Source organism: Martelella lutilitoris (genome assembly GCF_005924265.1).
In the GTDB taxonomy this organism is placed as follows: Bacteria; Pseudomonadota; Alphaproteobacteria; order Rhizobiales; family Rhizobiaceae; genus Martelella; species Martelella lutilitoris.
The window spans coordinates 27,054-45,222 of record NZ_VCLB01000012.1 but is presented as its reverse complement, the minus strand read 5'-3'; the positions used below and the strand labels follow the sequence as shown (position 1 = coordinate 45,222).

The 18,169-nt window shown below is 63.6% G+C and carries 14 protein-coding genes; all 14 read right to left on the bottom strand.

Annotated features, from left to right (window positions below):
* Positions 1-70 precede the first annotated feature (70 nt).
* Positions 71-1,540, bottom strand: coding sequence for an apolipoprotein N-acyltransferase (gene lnt / locus FF124_RS19650; protein WP_187327012.1), 1,470 nt, complete (start codon positions 1,538-1,540; stop codon positions 71-73).
* A gap of 239 nt (positions 1,541-1,779) precedes the next feature.
* Complete coding sequence (locus tag FF124_RS19645; RefSeq protein WP_138750181.1) at positions 1,780-3,000, bottom strand: hemolysin family protein; 1,221 nt, start codon at positions 2,998-3,000, stop codon at positions 1,780-1,782.
* Between the two features lie 13 nt (positions 3,001-3,013).
* On the bottom strand, positions 3,014-3,520 hold the full coding sequence (ybeY, locus tag FF124_RS19640) for an rRNA maturation RNase YbeY (protein ID WP_138750180.1): 507 nt from the start codon (positions 3,518-3,520) through the stop codon (positions 3,014-3,016).
* Positions 3,521-3,522: 2 nt separating this feature from the next.
* Positions 3,523-4,560 (bottom strand): PhoH family protein, encoded by a 1,038-nt coding sequence (locus tag FF124_RS19635; RefSeq protein ID WP_138750179.1) that lies wholly within the window; start codon positions 4,558-4,560, stop codon positions 3,523-3,525.
* 263 nt (positions 4,561-4,823) lie between these two features.
* Positions 4,824-6,206 carry a tRNA (N6-isopentenyl adenosine(37)-C2)-methylthiotransferase MiaB gene (miaB, locus tag FF124_RS19625; RefSeq protein WP_138750177.1) on the bottom strand — a complete coding sequence of 461 codons (1,383 nt, stop codon included), beginning with the start codon at positions 6,204-6,206 and terminating at the stop codon, positions 4,824-4,826.
* 77 nt (positions 6,207-6,283) lie between these two features.
* Positions 6,284-7,069: a lyso-ornithine lipid O-acyltransferase gene (gene olsA, locus FF124_RS19620; protein ID WP_138750176.1), complete on the bottom strand. Its 786-nt coding sequence runs from the start codon at positions 7,067-7,069 to the stop codon at positions 6,284-6,286.
* Between the two features lie 38 nt (positions 7,070-7,107).
* On the bottom strand, positions 7,108-7,599 hold the full coding sequence (locus tag FF124_RS19615; RefSeq protein WP_246072581.1) for a GNAT family N-acetyltransferase: 492 nt from the start codon (positions 7,597-7,599) through the stop codon (positions 7,108-7,110).
* 16 nt (positions 7,600-7,615) lie between these two features.
* On the bottom strand, positions 7,616-8,269 hold the full coding sequence (tsaB, locus tag FF124_RS19610) for a tRNA (adenosine(37)-N6)-threonylcarbamoyltransferase complex dimerization subunit type 1 TsaB (protein WP_138750174.1): 654 nt from the start codon (positions 8,267-8,269) through the stop codon (positions 7,616-7,618).
* Between the two features lie 33 nt (positions 8,270-8,302).
* Complete coding sequence (locus FF124_RS19605; protein ID WP_138750173.1) at positions 8,303-8,866, bottom strand: NifU family protein; 564 nt, start codon at positions 8,864-8,866, stop codon at positions 8,303-8,305.
* 74 nt (positions 8,867-8,940) lie between these two features.
* A complete protein-coding gene (locus FF124_RS19600; protein WP_138750172.1) occupies positions 8,941-9,432 on the bottom strand; it encodes a universal stress protein in 492 nt (163 codons plus the stop codon).
* Positions 9,433-9,578: 146 nt separating this feature from the next.
* On the bottom strand, positions 9,579-10,640 hold the full coding sequence (gene trpS / locus FF124_RS19595) for a tryptophan--tRNA ligase (protein ID WP_138750171.1): 1,062 nt from the start codon (positions 10,638-10,640) through the stop codon (positions 9,579-9,581).
* A gap of 96 nt (positions 10,641-10,736) precedes the next feature.
* Positions 10,737-12,305 (bottom strand): murein biosynthesis integral membrane protein MurJ, encoded by a 1,569-nt coding sequence (murJ, locus tag FF124_RS19590; protein ID WP_138750170.1) that lies wholly within the window; start codon positions 12,303-12,305, stop codon positions 10,737-10,739.
* A complete protein-coding gene (locus tag FF124_RS19585) occupies positions 12,302-15,214 on the bottom strand; it encodes a [protein-PII] uridylyltransferase (RefSeq protein ID WP_138750169.1) in 2,913 nt (970 codons plus the stop codon). The genes murJ and FF124_RS19585 overlap by 4 nt, the downstream gene beginning before the upstream one ends.
* Before the next feature lie 54 nt (positions 15,215-15,268).
* Positions 15,269-17,998 (bottom strand): DNA mismatch repair protein MutS, encoded by a 2,730-nt coding sequence (gene mutS / locus FF124_RS19580; RefSeq protein ID WP_246072578.1) that lies wholly within the window; start codon positions 17,996-17,998, stop codon positions 15,269-15,271.
* Positions 17,999-18,169: the final 171 nt, after the last annotated feature.

Genomic DNA, 18,169 nt, shown 5'->3' with positions numbered 1-18,169 from the left:
CGGCTCCTAATGAAGCATTTGTTGTCACACGCGATGATTTAATTTTTCACCTTATCACACCCAACGCAACCTATGGAAGAGAAACCGCCACGTCGAGAATTCCGGGTTCATCAAAAGGCAAGCGCCCGACGACGTTTCCACGCGAATCAATGACAGCGGTAACACCATTTTCACCGGCCCGAATCAGCGTTTTCCCGGTCTCGACCGCGCGGGCGCGGGCCTGTGCGAAATGCTGGTAGGGCCCCGGCGTGCGCCCGAACCAGGCATCGTAGGTCAGGTTCAAAATGGCCGAGGCCTCGCCGGTCTTGCCGTCGACCAGGCGCGGGAAGATCGCCTCGTAGCAGACCAGCGGAAAGAGCGACAGGCCGTCGGGCAGAAGCAGCATCTGCCGGTTTTCGACAGGCACATAGCTCCCGGGCAGCGTCGTCAGCGCCTGAAGCCCGATTGCACGGAAAAAATCCTCGAAAGGCAGATACTCGCCGAAGGGCACCAGATGCGTCTTCCCGGCGACGGATACCGTCCGACCGGCATCATCGAGCACATAGACGGCGTTGTAGAATTCCGGCCAGCCATCGGGCTTGCGGCCGGCAAAGCGGGCCGCGCCGAGGATCAAGACCTGTCCGGGCTTCAGCATTTCGCCGATGGCCGTGCGCGCATCAGGCCGTTCCTCAAGCAGGAAGGGCAGCGTGCTTTCCGGCCAGACGATCACGTCCGGCTCTGCCGCTCCCGGTTCGCCCGGTGTGCCAGAAAGCGCGATCAGGCGGGCAAAGATCTCGGCGCGGCCCTCGGGCGATCGCCACGCGGCATCGCCGATCGCCGGCTGCACGAGACGGAAATTGACCACCCGCTCGGCGGCCGGCGCCGCCGTGTTGAGCCGGTATATTCCATAGCCGATATCGGCCGCCGCCAGCACGAACGCCGCGGCCAGTCCGATGCGTCGTCCCCTCGGGTCGGAAAGAAGCGCCGGGCTTGCGAAGACGAAAACGGCAAAACCGCCCATTGCATAGAGCCCCAGGAGGCGGATCGACTGCATGAAAAGCGGCGTCGGCATGGCGGTGTAGGCGATTGCGTTCCACGGGAAGCCGCTTGCCACATGGCCGCGCAACCATTCGGCCGCAACCATGGCGACCGCGAGGGCCGCAAGACGCACTGGACCCGGCCGCCAGAAGAGCGCCGCAAGCGCGCCGGCAAGGCCGTAAAAAAGCGCAAGCATTGCTGGAAAGCCGAAAACGGCCAGGGGAATCGCCCAGGCATAGAGCCCGGCGTCCTTCAACAGGGCGTTGCCGAGCCACCAGAGACCGAAAACAAAGTAACCGAACCCGAACCACCAGAGCGCGCCAAAGCCGGAAAACAAGCGCGCGCGACCGGCTTTTCCGGCCAGCGCACCGTCCGTCAGCCACACCAGGGCGGGCATGGCGATGAACATGACGGGCATGACGCCGAAGGGCGCCAGCGCGAAGGTCGAAACTGCGCCGCAGGCAAAGAGCGCAAGCCGCCTTCGCCAGGGACCAAGTTCCCGAAGAAAACGCGCTGGCTTCAAGATACGCTTCCACCCTGTCTGCGCCTGGCGGCGCCAAAGCGCCATGCGTCCATTGGGGCGCATAAAGGCAGCTCTACCCTGTTGAATCCAGGCATCGTGCTTTCCGAAAGCCGGTTCCGGCTTTCGGGCCGATGCGCTAGAGCGCCGTGCGTCCTTTAGGACGCACAAAGGACGCTCTAACTTATTGAATCTACGCATCGTTCTTTTCGAAAATCGATCCCGATTTTCGAGCCGATGCGCTAGTGCCGGTCTGCGGTCTCGGCATGCTCTTCGGCAAGCCCGGATAAAGCCTCCTCGCCCTGCCCTGCCCCGCGCGACTCCTCGAATGCGGGAACGCCGGTGCGGGCCTGAGCCGCCGAACGCCGACGCGCGGGCCCACGCTTGCGCAGGATGCGGACACGGCGGATGCGGCGCGGATCGGCATCGAGAATATGCACCTCGAAGCCGGGCAAGGCCTGGATCACCTCGCCGCGCGCCGGAATCCGGCCGATGGCGGAGAAGATCAGGCCGCCGAGCGTATCGACATCCTCGGCATGCTCGCCGATCTCGAAATCCGGGCCGATGGCCTCGGCGATATCCTCGAGCTCGACGCGGGCATCGGCCAGGAACACGTCCTCGGAAACGCGCGTGAACATCGCCTCCTCGCTGTCGTGCTCGTCGTCGATCTCGCCGATCACCATCTCGACGATGTCCTCATGGGAAACGAGACCGTCCGTACCGCCATATTCATCGATGACGAGCGCCATCTGCGTCCGGCCGGCCTGCATGCGCTGCAACAGGTCGGAGGCGAGCATGGAGGGCGGCACGAACAGCACGGGGCGGATGATGCCGGCTTCGGCCACCGTCTTGTCGAGATTGACCTTGCCGAGGTCGAGCGGGCTCTGCGGCGTCCGTGACGGGCGCTCGGCCGGCTTGACCTCGCCGCCCTTCGTCGCGCTCGCCTTCGCGGCATCGCGCGCATTGGCGGTGCGCGCGCGGCGGCGGCCGCGGGCCTGCTTGGAAAGATAGGCCAGCAGGTCGCGGATATGCACCATGCCGCGCGGGTCATCCAGCGTCTCGCAGAAGACCGGCATGCGCGAATGGCCGCAATTCTCGAAGATCAGCAGGAGGTCGCCGATCGTCGTGCTCTGCTCCACCGCGTCGATATCGGCGCGCGGCACCATCACATCCTCGACCCGGACCTCGCGGAAGCTGAGAATATTGTTGAGCATGGCTCGCTCTTCGGGCGAGAAATCGCTGTCGCCGCTATTGTCCGTCGACAGCGCGTCCTCAAGGTCCTCGCGCAAGCGCGATGCAGCGTTTCCGTTGCGCCGGAAGCGCAGCAGAAGGCCTCTGAGCGGCGAGCCAGTGTGCTTGTTGGAATTCCTGTCCGAGACCGGACTGTTAGGCTCGTCGAGCGAGGATCCGTCTTCGGTATCCTGACCGCTTTCTGCAAGCGGTACGATCTGTTGCTGGTTCATCGTTCCTTAGGCGTTAGAGAGGGTCGCTGCCCTGATAGGGATCAGATAGGTCAAGTGTGGCAAGAATGCGAGTCTCCAGCCCTTCCATGACCTCCGCCTCTTCGTTTTCGATGTGATCATACCCCAAAAGATGCAGAAATCCATGCACCAGAAGATGGGTCAGATGATCGTCGAAGCTCTTTTCGAGCGTTTCGGCCTCGCGCGCGACCGTTTCATAGGCAATCACGATATCGCCGAGCATCGGTCCCGGCATCGCGCCGGGGGTCACCGGAAAGGCCGGAAAGGAGAGAACATTCGTCGCGCTGTCCTTGTTCCGCCACTCCGCGTTGATCTCCCGGATCATCGCGTCATCGGCAAAGACCAGCGACAATTCCGGCGGATCTTCGGGAAACGGCTGGCCTTCCGCCTCCTCCAGATAGGCGGACGATGCACCGATCACGCGGGCGACGAAGGCCTCCAGCGCCTCCTCCCCGGGCCAACCGTCGGCTTCGCGGCTGACCTGATAGTCGAAGTCCGGCATGGTCAGTCGTCGTCTTTGGCGCCGCCCGAAGACGGCACCAGCCGCCCTTCATAGGCCGCGACGATGCGGGCGACGAGCGGATGGCGGACGACATCCTTGTCGGTAAACCTGTTGGTCGACACGCCTTCCACTCCGTCAAGCACCGAAAGCGCCTCGACTAGGCCGGACTTGACGCCGCGCGGAAGGTCGACCTGGCTCGGATCGCCGGTGACCACCATGCGCGAATTCTCGCCGAGCCGCGTCAGAAACATCTTCATCTGCATCGACGTCGTGTTCTGCGCCTCGTCGAGAATGACCGCGGCATTGGTGAGCGTGCGCCCGCGCATGAAGGCGAGCGGCGCGATCTCGATCACGCCCGCCGCGATCGCCCGTTCCACCCGCTCACCGGGGATCATGTCGTAGAGCGCGTCATAGAGCGGCCTCAGATAGGGATCGACCTTCTCCTTCATGTCGCCCGGCAGGAAGCCGAGCCGCTCGCCCGCTTCCACGGCCGGACGCGACAGGATGATCTTCTCGATCGCGCCGCGTTCCAGAAGCTGCGCGGCATGGGCAACGGCGAGGTAGGTCTTGCCGGTTCCCGCCGGGCCAACGCCGAACACCAGTTCGTTCCGCTCCATGGCGCGGATATAGGCATCCTGCGCCGGCGTGCGGGCGGCAATCGACTTCTTGCGCGTCGAGATCTGCGACATGGAAAGCCGGGCCTTCCTCTCCAGCGTCGGCAGGGTCAGTTGGTCGTCGGCGGCCTGGGCCATGCGGATCGCCCCCTCGACATCGGATTTTTCCAAGGATGACCCTTTCTGAAGCTGGTCATAGAGATAGTCGAGCGCGCGGCGCGCCTGATGCGTGGCCAGCGTCGAGCCGGAAAGCGCGACCGAATTGCCGCGCGGCACCGCCGTCACGGAAAGCTGCTTTTCCAGCAATTTCAGGTGCTCGTCGAACTGGCCGAACAATTCGCTGGCGTGGCGGTTGTTCTCGAAGGTCAGGACAAAATGGCTGGCGTCCGCAGACGGCCCCGCCTGGATTTCATGCTTTGCAACCATTTCAGTAGCGTTCAAGCGGTCCGGCTCCTTGAAAAAAGAAAATGACATCGCCTGCCGGATTCACGCCCGGCAGGCGCAGCATACTTGGTGCGATACATAGGAAATCGTTCAGTCAACGACAGAGGCAAAGCGGCAGAAATGTGAGTCTTTATTCGCCAATCTCTCTTCATGAAGAAAGGCTAAACGCGATTCTGCTGTTTGTGAAGCAAATTTCAGGCACGCCCCAAGATTTCACGGACACGTCACAGATCGCCAACCGCGCCTCAATCGAGGCGAACCGCCGCCAGACTGTTGGCGGAGGCATCCGTTATCCGGACCCGCACCATGTCGCCGACCACGGCGTCGCCGGCATCGATGACGACCGATTGCAGCCAGGGCGAACGGCCGACGAGCTGACCGGGATTGCGGCCGGGTTTTTCCAGCAGGATGTCCATCTCCATGCCGATCCGCGACTGTGCGAATTCGAGCTGATGGCGCGACAAGAGCGCCTGCAGCCGCTGCAGCCGGTCCGCCTTTTCGGCTTCCGGCACCTGATCGCCAAGCTCGGCGCCGGGCGTGCCCGGACGCGGTGAATATTTGAACGAAAAGGCCTGCGCGTAACGCACCTGTTCAACGAGATCCAGCGTCGCCTGGAAATCCTCTTCCGTCTCGCCGGGAAAGCCGACGATGAAATCGCCGGACATGGCGATATCGGGGCGCGCGGCGCGGATGCGCTCGATCAACGCCAGATATTCGGCGGCAGTGTGACGGCGGTTCATCGCCTTCAGGATACGGTCGGATCCCGCCTGGACAGGAAGGTGCAGATAGGGCATCAACTCCGGCAGTTCCCGGTGGGCGGCCATCAGCCTCTCATCCATGTCGCGCGGATGGCTGGTGGTGTAGCGCAGCCGGTCGATGCCATCGACCCTCGCCAGATCGAACAGCAATTCGCCGAGCCCCCATTCGGCGCCGTCCGGTCCCTCGCCGTGCCAGGCATTGACGTTCTGGCCGAGAAGCGTGATCTCGCGCACGCCGTTTTCGGCAAGGCGCTTCGCCTCGTCCACGATCTGCTTGCGCGAGCGGGAGATTTCCGCGCCGCGCGTATAGGGGACCACGCAGAAGGTGCAGAACTTGTCGCAGCCTTCCTGCACCGTCAGAAAGGCCGAGACGTTCTTCGGGCGAACGCCGCGTTCCTTCTTCGGCAGATAGTCGAACTTGTCCTCGACCGCATATTCCGTATCGACCACGCGCTCGCCGGTCTTGGCGCGGCGCAACGCCTCCGGCAGGCGGTGATAGGTCTGCGGGCCGATGACGACGCTGACGTCGGGCGCGCGGCGCAGGATTTCCTCGCCTTCCGCCTGGGCGACGCAGCCGGCAACGCCGATCAGCGTTTCGCGGCCTTCTTTGGCGCGAGCGGTTTTCAGATCGCGGTAGCGGCCGAGCGCGGAATAGACCTTCTCCGCCGCCTTCTCGCGGATATGGCAGGTGTTGAGCAGGATCAGATCGGCGTCCTCGATGACCTCGGTCGGCTGATAGCCGTCGGCGGCCAGCGCCTCGCCCATGCGCTCGCTGTCATAGACGTTCATCTGACAGCCATAGGTCTTGATGAAGACCTTGCGCTGGTTGGTGGCGTCCTGCCGGATCACTGTCGTCGTTTCCTGTGTCATGGCGGGCCTTTTAACGCGGTTTGGCTTCCGAGAAAATGAAAAAATAGGTGACCGTATCGCGCTTTGTCCGGCGCGCTTCAGCGCCCGCTCAGGCGATCGGCAAGAAGCGTGCGCATGCGGCCTTCGACTTCCGCCGCCGCTTCCTTGCGCTTCGTGTCCGCCGTAAAGGTCACGCTTTCGCCGAAACAGACATCGACGTCGAGCGCCCGGGCCCTGATGACGCCGGCAAGCGACGGCAGCATGCCGACATCGCCCGGCCAGGCGACGACGGGGCGCATGAACCGGCCCATCGGCATGCCCTGGATACCGGTATAGGCGACGGCCACCGGCTGGACATGGACCGTGCCGTCCGGCGAATAGGGCACCGCGCTCGAGGCCGCGCCGAAAAGCGAATATTTGAGCGGCAGCAGCCGGTTGCCGTCAGACGTCGTGCCTTCCGGAAAGAGAATGATGATCTCGCCCGCCGCCATGCGCTCGGCGATCGAATTGACCTGCCGGCCGGTCCCGCGCTTGTCGGCGCGCTCGATGAAAACGGAGTTCTGCAGTCGGGCAAAGACACCGAAAATCGGCCATGAGCGCACTTCCGACTTGGCGATGAAGGCAACATCGGCAACGCGGCCGAGGACGATGATGTCGAGCCAGCTCGTATGATTGGCCGAGAGCATCAGCGGCCGCCGCGTCTCGATTGCGCCATGGACATGAATGCGGATGCCGAGCACGAAGCAGGCGACCATATGCCAGTAGCGCGGCATTTTCCGGGCAAGCGTCCATCCGCGCCAGAGCGCGATGATCTGCAATGGCGAGAGGATCACGGTTGCGAGAAACAGGGCGAGCGCCACATAGGCATAGCGCAGCCAGATCATCGCCCTCACCTCCCCGATTAACGTCGTGACGTTCGGGGTTAGCCGAGATCGCGGCGCATGACAAGCGCGGTCGAGCGGGTTCCGTCGTCGTGCGCGTAATAGGCCTTGCGGCGGCCGACCTCGAAGAAGCCGAGCTTGCGGTAAAGCCCGATCGCCGCCTGGTTCTGGGCATCCACCTCCAGCAGCATATAGGCCGCGCCGCGCATGCGTGCTTCCTGCATGGCGGCCACCATCAGCCGCCAGCCGACGCCGTTGCGGGCATAATCGGGACCGACGCAGATCGTCAGGATCTCCGCTTCCTCCTCGACGCTGCGCGCCAGCACGAAACCGGCCGCGGGCGGGCTGACGATGCGGTTCACATGCCGCGCGATATGACCGAAGACCGGCGCCTGACCCAGGAGCTTGCGCAGTTCCCCGGCACTCCAGGCATGGGAGAAACGCTTGCGGTGAAGATCGGCGGCCAGCCCCAGATGCTCGTCCCCCAAGGGAAACAGGTCTATTTCCGGCGATCGTCTGAAAAAGGGAAGCATGGCAAATCCGGAACAGTCAGCGGCGGGCGACGGCATATCCCGCCTGTGGCCTGGCGTCTGGCGCGCGCAGATAAAGCGGGCTCACCGGCCCTTGCGGACGGGCAACGACGCCAAGCAGTGCGATCGTCTCGATCTCGATGTGGGTCACGTCGCCAGCGACCTCCAGCCCGGCAACGCTTGCCCCGGTGCCAAAGGCGAGGGCATCGTGGCGACGCATCAGGCCGTCCAGCGCTTCATAGGCAAAGGCAGAGGGCTCGGTGAGCGCTTGTCCGTCAGCGCCGAAAACCTGGGCATAGGCCTCGCCCCGTCGCGCGTCGATGGTCGCCATGACGGCGCGGCCCCGCGCAAGCTCCCGCGCCTGAAAGCCGAGCGCGGAAAGCGATGAAACGCCGACGCATTCCGTCCTTGTCGCAAGCGCCAGAGCGCGGGCCGTCGAAACCCCGACCCTGACGCCGGTGAACGAACCCGGACCGACATTGACCGCGATCCGGTCGAAACCGGCTGGCGCCCTGCCCGCACGCTGCAGCGTTTCATCAATCACGGCCATCAGCCGTTCGGCGTGCCCCTTGCCGATAGTCTCGACCGTGCGGGCAAGCACGACATCGCTTGTCGTATCGAAAAGGCAGGCCGCGCAATCGGCCTGCGCCGTATCGAGCGCCAGTATCAGCATTGCGGACCTTTCAGAACCGTATCGCCACGGTTGTCAGACGGCCTCGACATGCTCCACTTCGGGAACGAAGTGATGCAGGAGGTTCTGGACGCCGTGCTTCAGCGTCGCCGTCGAGGAGGGGCAGCCCGAGCAGGCGCCGCGCATGTTGAGGAACACCGTGCCCTCGCGATAGCCGCGGAAGGTGATGTCGCCGCCATCCTGGGCAACGGCGGGGCGGACGCGGGTGTCGAGCAGTTCCTTGATGGTGGCGACGATGGTTTCGTCGCCGGCGTCGAAGAATTCCTCGCCGCTGTCGTCTTCCACCTGCGGAGCCTCGCCGGCCATCACCGGCGCGCCGGACATGAAATGCTCCATGATCGCGCCGAGGATTGCGGGCTTCAGGTGCTGCCATTCGGGATCGCCCTTGGTCACGGCGACGAAATCATAGCCGAACATCACGCCAGTGACGCCGGGCACGGCAAAGAGCCGGGTCGCGAGCGGCGAGACGATCGCGTCATCGGCCGAGCGGAAATCCGCATTGCCGCTTTCCATCACGATCTTGCCGGGCAGGAATTTCAGGGTCGCCGGGTTCGGCGTCGTTTCGGTCTGGATGAACATCTTCATCTCCAAATCTTGTCGTCAGGCAAGGCTTTATCCCTATATCGGCGCTTTGGCCTTCAACCGCAAGGGCATCAGCAGAGCGCGTCGATATCGGCATCCTCCAGCCCGTCGGGCAGAACGGTGACGGGAATGGTGAAGGCCTTGCCGCGGCCGGCCAAAAGCGAGACCAGCGGGCCCGGCCCGTCCTTGGCCGAACCTGCGGCCAGCACGAGGATGGCTATGTCACGGTCTTCCTCGACCACGGCGTTGATCTGCTCGGACCTGTCGCCCTCGCGGATGACGATCTCGGGCTCGATACCGATGCCTTCGCGTGCGGCCTCGGCCACCTTGTTAACGATCGCCTCGGCCTCTTCGCGGGCCTCCGCCCGCATGAATTCCTGCACGCCGATCCACTGCTGGACCTCGTGTTCGGGGATCACATAGCAGAGCACCAGCCCGCCATTGGAGTTCTTGGCGCGCCGACCGGCATAGCGCACGGCGCGGCTGCATTCCGGCGTATCGTCGACAATGGCCATGAATTTACGGCGATGTCCGGCCTCGCCGGAAAGTCGTTTGGAAACCATGTTTGCGAAACTCCGTGTTGTCCGGCAACGAACCGCTGCAAGGCCCGGCACAGAAGGCCGAGCCGGCAAGAAGAAGGCCTTCTCAGGCAACGTCATGCCGGCGATCCGAACGCCGCATCATAGCATAGATGACGCAAAAGCAAGCGTCAGAGCAGGCCGACGATCTCGTGCACGTCCTTCATCGTCTTCTCGGCAATGGCTCCGGCCCGCTCAGAACCATCCTTCAGCACGGCGTCGATATGGGCCGGATCGTCGATCAGCCGGCGCATCTCGGCATTGACCGGCGACAGGACGTTGACAGCGAGCTCGGCCAGCGCCGGCTTGAACTGCGAGAACTGCTGCCCGCCATACTCGGTCAGCACATCGGCCTTGGTGCGATCGGAAAGGGCGGCGAAGATGCCGACGAGATTGTCGGCCTCGGGGCGGCCCTTCAGCCCGTCGACCTCGCTCGGCAACGCATCCGGATCGGTCTTCGCCTTGCGGATCTTGCGGGCGACGGTTTCGGCATCATCGGTGAGGTTGATGCGCGACAGGTCGGAGGGATCCGATTTCGACATCTTCTTCGAACCGTCCTTCAGGCTCATCACGCGCGGCGCAGGCCCCTCGATCAGCGGCTCGACCATCGGGAAGAAGGCATGGACAGGCTGGTCGCCGACTGTGATGTCAACGCCCTTGCCGATCTCCTTGATCTTCTTGGCAAAATCGAGGTTGAACTTCATGGCGATGTCGCGGGTCAGCTCGAGATGCTGCTTCTGGTCGTCGCCGACCGGCACATGGGTGGCGCGATAGACGAGAATGTCGGCCGCCATCAGGCTTGGATAGGCCAGAAGGCCGAGCGAGGCGTTCTCGCGGTCCTTGCCGGCCTTGTCCTTGAACTGGGTCATCCGGTTCATCCAGCCGATGCGGGCGACACAGTTGAAGATCCAGGCAAGCTCGGCATGCTGCGGCACGGCGGACTGGTTGAAGACGATATGCTTCACCGGATCGATACCGGAGGCGAGATAAGCCGCCGTGATCGAGCGCGTCTGGCTTTTCAGGTCGTCATGGACGAGTTGCGCGGTGATCGAATGCAGGTCGACGACGCAGTAGATGCAGTCCATCTGCTCCTGCAGGGCGACGAATTTGCGCAATGCGCCGAGATAATTGCCGAGATGAAGATTGCCGGTCGGCTGCACGCCGGAGAAGATTTGCGGCTTGAATTCGCTCATGTCTTGGTCTCTTTCGGACGGGTGGAAGGCCCGGTCTGTTGAATGTCGAGTGCGCTTATGCACCGCAGGCGGCGGCAGGTCAAACGGGCAAGCGCGCTAACTCTTGCGGCCGCGCCTCACCAGCCGCCCGAGCAGCGCGCGGTTGACGCCGCCGGTTGCCAGAACCAGGCCGAAATAGACGATCGCCGCCAAGCCCAGCAGGATCAAAAGCCCGCCAAGCTGCTGCAGGAAGGCCGCCTCCGGCGCAAACCATTGGGACATGCGCCCGGCCGCCAGCCGCACGGAAAAAGCCATGGCAATGGCGCTTGCGATGATCAGCGGCCCGCGCCGCATCAGCAGCTTGTCGAAGCGCAGATGGCCGGTGATGACGAGGGTTGTCGCCAGAAGCAGAACATTGGTCCAGCCCGAGACCACTTCGGCGAGCGCGATGCCGCGTTCGGCGAGAATCGGAAACAGCGAAATCGCCAGGATCGAGTTGATCACGACAGCGACCAGCGTGAAGCGCATCGGCAGTTTGGTGTTCTCGCGCGCATAGAAGGCCGGCTGCAGCGCCTTTGTCAGCGCAAAGGCCGGAAGGCCGAAGGCATAGACCGTCATGATTGCCGCCACCAGCGCCGTCGTTTCCGGCCCGAAGGCGCCGCGCTCGTAAAGCACGCGGGTGATCTCCGGCGAGATCACCATCAGCCCGAAGGCGGCCGGGACGGTGAGGAACAGCACGAATTCGATGGTCCGGTTCTGGATATGCGAGGCTTCGGAAGCGTTGCCGGCCTTCAGCGCCCGCGAAAGTTCCGGCAGCAGCACGACCCCGCCGGCAACCCCGACGACGCCGAGCGGCAGCTGGTAGAGCCGGTCGGCATATTGCAGCGCCGAGATCGCCCCGTCCTTGCCGGAGGCGACCGCCTGGCCGATGATCTGGTTGATCTGGATGACGCCGCCGGTCACCGCCGCCGGCACGGCGAGCGCGACGAGACGGCGGATCTTCGGCGTGACCTTGGGCAAACGGAAGGTGAGCCGCATGCCGGCCCGGCGGACGTCGATATAGACGACGCCAAGCTGGATGATGCCCGCCCCGAGCACGCCCCAGGAGAGATTGCGCGCCATGTGTTCCGGATCGGCGCCCGCATAGACGCCATAGGCCAGGACCCCGATCAGAACCAGGTTGAGAAACACTGGCGCGATCGCGGCGGCGAAATAGCGGTGCAGCGAGTTCAGCATGCCGCTCATCATCGCCATCAGCGACATGCAGATCAGATAGGGGAACATGACCGAGGCGAGCCGCACGGTCATCTCGAACTTTTCCGCATCATCGGCAAAGCCCGGCGCGATGATGAAACGCACCAGAAGCGGCATCGCCAGTTCCATCACCACGGTGATGACAAGGAGAAAGGAAAACAGGACGCCGAACACCTGCTCGGAAAAGCGTTTGGCCCCGTCAACGCCGTTTTCCTCGATCTCCTTGGAGAACAGCGGCACGAAGGCGGCGTTGAACGCGCCTTCGGCGAAAAGTCGGCGGAAAAGGTTCGGGAAGCGGAAAGCGGCGTAGAACACGTCGGCCATGGCGCCATTGCCGAGGGCGGCGGCCATCATCGTCTCGCGGGCGAAACCGAGCAACCGGCTTGCGAATGTGGCGCCGCCGACGGTGGCGAACTTGCCGGCGAGGCTCATTGACGGTTTCCGTCGTCTTTGACCGGAATGGCCTCCTGGCCGTTCTCTGCCGGCAGCAGCATGCCCTGCGGCATGCCCTTGCGATAGGCATCGCCCTTGTCTTCCAGCACCGCCTTCATCCGCTCGACGATCGCCGCCTGACGGTTCTCGTTGGTGATCTTGGCCCCGACAAGATCGGTCACATAGAAACTGTCGATCACCTTCTCGCCGAAGGTCGTGATCCGTGCCGTCTGGATATCGAGCGAGAGTTCCGAAAGCGTCTGGGTGACGTCGGCGAGAAGGCCGGTCCGGTCCAGACACTCGATCTCGATCACGGTGAAGATGTTGGAGAGCTTGTTGGTGACCGAGACATGGGTCGGCACCGAGAAGGCGTGCACCGTGCGGCGCTCGCGCGTGCGCGCGGCGATCAGGTCGTTCAGGTGCTTGCGCCCGGTCAGCACGTCCTCGATCAGCCGACCGATCGTCTTGGCGCGGCGCAGTTCATCCGCGTCGTCGTCGAAGGCGCGGTTCAGCAGGATCGTATCGAGCGCGCGACCGTCTGCAGTGGTGAAGATCTGGGCGTCGGCGATATTGGCGCCGGTCGCCGCGCACGCGCCAGCAATGATCGACAGAAGGCGCGGATGGTCGGGCGCGAGAAGGGTGATCTCGGTGATGTCGTGGAAGGCGTTGGTGCGCACCATGGTGACAAAGAGCTTGCGCTCCTTGTCGGCATCGCGGATGAAGCGGGCATGGCGCACCTGGTCTTCCAGCGGCACGGAGAGCATGTAGTTCTGATAGTGCAGATTGGCGTATTTGTGCCGCTCATTGTCGCCCCAGCCCTCGAGCGCATTGTCGAGTTGCTCGATCGCGTGCTCCGTGCGGGCCTTGCGGGACACGGCGGAGAAACCGCCGGAAAGCAGGATTTCGGTCTCGTAATAGAGCGTGCGCAGAAGCTGGCCCTTCCAGCCGTTCCACACATCGGGACCGACGGCGCGGATATCGCAGACCGTCAGGATCAGCAGCATGTTGAGGCGGTCGAGCGACTGGACCTTGTCGGCGAAGTCGACCACCGTCTTGCGGTCGTTGAGGTCGCGGGTCTGCGAGGTCATCGACATCAGAAGGTGGAACTCGATCAGCCAGGCGACAAGCTCGGTCTGCTTGACGCTGAGGCCGAGGCGCGGGCAGATCTTGCGCGCAAGCCGGGCGCCGGCGATCGAGTGATCCTCCTTGCGCCCCTTGGCGACGTCATGCAGCAGTACAGCCACATAGAGCGCCGTGCGATCCTCAACCGAAGTGATCAGACGGGCGGCGAGCGGATGCATCTCGCTTTCGCCGCCGGCATTGTCGATTTCGGACAAGACGTCAACGGCGCGGATCAGATGCTCGTCCACGGTGAAGTGGTGATACATGTTGAACTGCATCATCGAGACGATGCGGCCGAATTCCGGCAGGAAACGGCCGAGCACGCCGGCCTCGTTCATGCGCCTCAGATAGAGCGCCGGCTTGTTGCGCGAGGTCAGGATCGACAGGAACAGCCGGTTCGCCTCCTCGTTTTCGCGCAGTTCCGTATTGATCAGCGACAGCGAGCGGGTCACGACCTTCAGCGCGTCGGGGTGGAATTCGAGATCGTTGATGACGGCGACATAGAAAAAGCGGATGATCGCCACCGGGTCCTTCCTGAAGACGTCCGGTTCGGCAAGAGCGATGCGGCCGCTATCGGAGACGAATTCGAGCGAGCCGGGGATCTTGCGCTGGCGCTTGGCGAATTTCGACCAGACGGCGCGGGGAAGCGTCGGCGCGGCCTTGGCCTGTTGCTCCTCAAGGTCGGAGCAGAAGATGCGGGTCAGATCGCCGACATCCTTGGCGACAAGAAAATAGTGCTTCATGAACCGCTCGACGGCGGAAAGGCCGGGCCGGTCCTGATAATCGAGCGCTTCGGCGATCTCGCTCTGGATATCGAAGGACAGACGCTCCTCCGCCTTGCCGGTGAGGAAGTGCATGTGACAGCGCACGGCCCAGAGAAAATCCTCCGCGCGCAGGAAAAGCTTCATTTCCTGGCGCGACAACACGCCGAGATCGACAAGTTCGGCCGGCTCAGGCACCCGGTAGAAATATTTGGCGATCCAGAACAGCGTGTTGAGATCGCGAAGCCCACCCTTGCCCTCCTTGACATTGGGGACCACCAGATAGCGCGTGTCGAAGGATTTCTGGTGACGCTGGTCGCGCTCGGCGAGCTTGGCGGCGATGAATTCCGGCGCGGTATTGGCGACGATTTCCTCGTCGAAACGGCGTTCCAGCGTATCGGCGAGCGACTTGCGGCCGGCGATATAGCGCATCTCCAGGATCGAGGTGCGGATCGTCATGTCGGACTTGGAAAGCTTGATGCACTCGGCGACGCTGCGGGTGGCGTGACCGACCTTCAGCCCCATGTCCCAGAGCATGTAGAGCACATATTCGATCGATTTCAACGTCTCGGCGCGGTCGGCCCCGTTGATCAGAAACAACAGGTCGATATCGGAACCGGGCGCAAGCGTGCCGCGCCCATAGCCGCCGACGGCGGTGATCGTGAATTCGCTGTTGGTTTCGGGATAGATCGACTGAACCACGAGCCCATGCAACGCGATCAGGATCTGGTCCTGCAGCCAGGAAATCCGCCGGGCGCATTCCAGCCCGCCGCCGTTTTCCTTGAGGATCTCGTAAGCGCGCTTCCGGCCTGCGGCATTGACCTCTTTCAGATGGGCAAGCACGGCCTGACGCAGCTTGTCAGGATTTCCGCCGTTTTTCTTTGCGATCGAACGCAGTTCCGCCTTCAGCTTTGCAGGATCGAGCGCCTCCGTCATCGCAAAGGCATCAGGCTGCGCCTTGCGGGCGCTGCTCTTGACGGTCTGCTCTGACGCGCGTTCGCGCTGTTCGTTTGCGGAATTCTGCATGGACTTGCCCTTACACCTGCGGCTTACCTGTCGCCGGTGTCGTCTTAAAGCAAATCACCCCTCAAGGGAAACATCATCCTCAATTTTCCGCTTCAGCGCATAGAGCGCTTCCAGCGCCTCGCGGGGGGTCATGTCGTCGGGCCTCAGGCCACTCAGCATCGCCTCGACTTCGGAGGGCTTCGCCTCGGGCTCGGGCGCGCGGATGGCCGCCTGGAAGAGCGGCAGGTCATCGATCAGGCTTGCCGCCGGGTTCTTGCGGTCGGCGTCCTCCAGCCGGGCCAGCACATTCTTCGCCCGCTTGACAACGGCTGAGGGCAGGCCGGCAAGGCGCGCGACCTGGATGCCGTAGGAGCGATCCGCCGCCCCCGGCCCGACCTCGTGCAGGAACACGACCTCGCCCTTCCATTCCTTCACCCGCATCGTGGCGTTGACGAGGCGCGGCAGCTTTTCCGAAAGCGCGGTCAACTCGTGAAAATGGGTGGCGAACAGGCCGCGGCAGCCATTGACGTCATGCAGGTGCTCCACGGTCGCCCAGGCAATCGACAAGCCGTCAAAGGTCGCCGTGCCGCGTCCGATCTCGTCGAGAATGACCAGCGAGCGCGGTCCCGCCTGATTGAGGATCGCCGCTGTCTCCACCATCTCGACCATGAAGGTCGAGCGCCCGCGCGCCAGGTCATCGGAAGCGCCGACGCGGGAAAACAGCCGGTCGACAATGCCGATATGAGCGCTTGCCGCCGGCACATAGGCGCCGGTCTGGGCAAGGATCGCGATCAGCGCGTTCTGCCGCAGGAAGGTCGACTTGCCGCCCATGTTCGGTCCCGTCAGGAGCCAGAGCCGGCCCTTGTCGCCGCTTTCGGGCGAGAGCGTGCAGTCATTGGCAACGAAGGGCCCCGCCGACTGGCGCGCGAGCGCCTGTTCGACCACGGGGTGGCGTCCGCCCTTGATCTCGAAGGCCGTCGTGTCGTCGACCATCGGCCGGCAATAAGCCTCCGCCTCCGCCAGAACCGCGAAACCGGCGGAAACATCAAGCACGGACAATGCATGCGCGCCCTGCTTCAGCCGCTCGGCATTGTCGACGACGGCCCGGCGCAGTCCCTCGAAGGTTTCAAGCTCGATTGCCAGCGCCTCGCCGGCCGCATTGGCGATCCGGCTTTCAAGATCGGCAAGCTCGGCGGTGGTGAAGCGCATCGCATTCGCCATGGTCTGGCGGTGGATGAACTTGGCCTTGGCCGCGTCGCCCTCCGTCAGCGCCTTCGAATTGCCGCTGGTCACCTCGATGAAATAGCCAAGCATATTGTTGTGCTTGATCTTCAGCGCCTTGACGCCGGTCTCCTCGGCATATTGCGCCTGAAGACCCGCGATCACCCGCCGCGACGTGTCGCGCAGGCCGCGCGCCTCGTCGAGCCGTTCATCGGCGCCTTCGCGGACGAAACCGCCGTCGCGTTTCAGGAGCGGCAGTTCTTCGGCAAGCGTTTCGGCAAGGGCCGTCTCCAGATCGGCGGGCATGGCCTCAAGCGCGTCAAGCGCGCCGGAGAGCTCCGCCGGCAGCGTCGCCGGCTTCAGCATGTCAGCGATGGCGCGGGCGGCTTCCAGTCCTTTCAGGATCGCCCCGAGGTCGCGCGGCCCGCCGCGATCGAGCGCCAGCCGCGACAGCGCGCGCGGCATGTCGGGCAATCGCTTCAGTTCATCACGAAGCGACGAGGACAGGCTGACCTCATCAAGGAAGAAGCCGACCGAATCGAGCCGCCCATGCACGTCCTCCGGATCGGTCAGCGGCGACATCAGCCGCTCGCTGAGAAGCCGCGCGCCGCCGCTGGTGACCGTCCGGTCGATGGCCTTCAAGAGCGAGCCGTCGCGACCGCCATTCATGGTGCGAACGAGTTCCAGATTGGTGCGGGTCGCCGGATCGATGAACATCGACGCCGAAGCGCCGTCCTGCTCTGGAATGCCGAGCGCCGGACGTTCGTTGATCTGGGTCTTCTCGACATAGGCAACGGCGGCGGCGGCGGCCGAAAGCTCGGGCCGCGAAAACCGGCCGAAGCCATCCAGCGTCGCCACGCCGAAGAAGCGCGACAGCCGGTCCTTCGCCGTGGCGCTGTCGAACAGAACCGCCGGTTGCGGCGCGACCGCGCGGCCGAGAAGATCGAAGACAGGCCGCAGCCTCGCCTCGGCGAAAAGCGTGTCGGAGACGATCAGTTCGCGCGGTTCCACCCGCATGATGTCGGCGGCGAGCCGGCTTTCGGAGGTGGCGCACAGACGGAAGACGCCGGTGGAAATATCGATCCAGGCGAGACCGTAGGCAGCCTCGCCCTCGCCCTTCACCCGCGCAAGCGCCATCAGGAAATTGCTCTCGCCCGGCGCCAGCAATTTTTCTTCCGTCAACGTACCGGCGGTCACGAGCCGGGTGACGTCGCGCCGGACAACAGACTTCGCGCCGCGCTTCTTCGCCTCGGCGGGGTCTTCCGTCTGCTCGCAAACGGCGACGCGAAAGCCGAGGGCGATCAGCTTCTGCAGATAGTCATCGGCCGCATGGACCGGCACGCCGCACATCGGGATATCGCGGCCGAGATGCTGGCCGCGCTTGGTCAGCGTGATCGACAGCGCCCGCGCCGCCTCCACCGCGTCGTCGAAGAACAACTCGTAAAAATCGCCCATGCGATAGAACAGCAGGAGATCGGGATTGGCCGCCTTGATCTCGATATACTGCTCCATCATCGGCGTCGCCGATGCCCGGCTTTCCTCGGAAATCAGTTCTTCGGTCGGAATACGATTATCGTCTGCCACGGCGCACGCTCGAAATGAAGGGAATTGCCCTCTTCATCTGTCACGAATTTTCGCGGCTCGAAAGTGTCGGCGGCAAGAAAGCTGGGCAAAACGTGATGGTGGCGGGCCGGTTGCGAGCGGCCCGAAGCAGACGTGCTGAAAGTTCAGCCGATTTATAGCTGTCTATTCCCG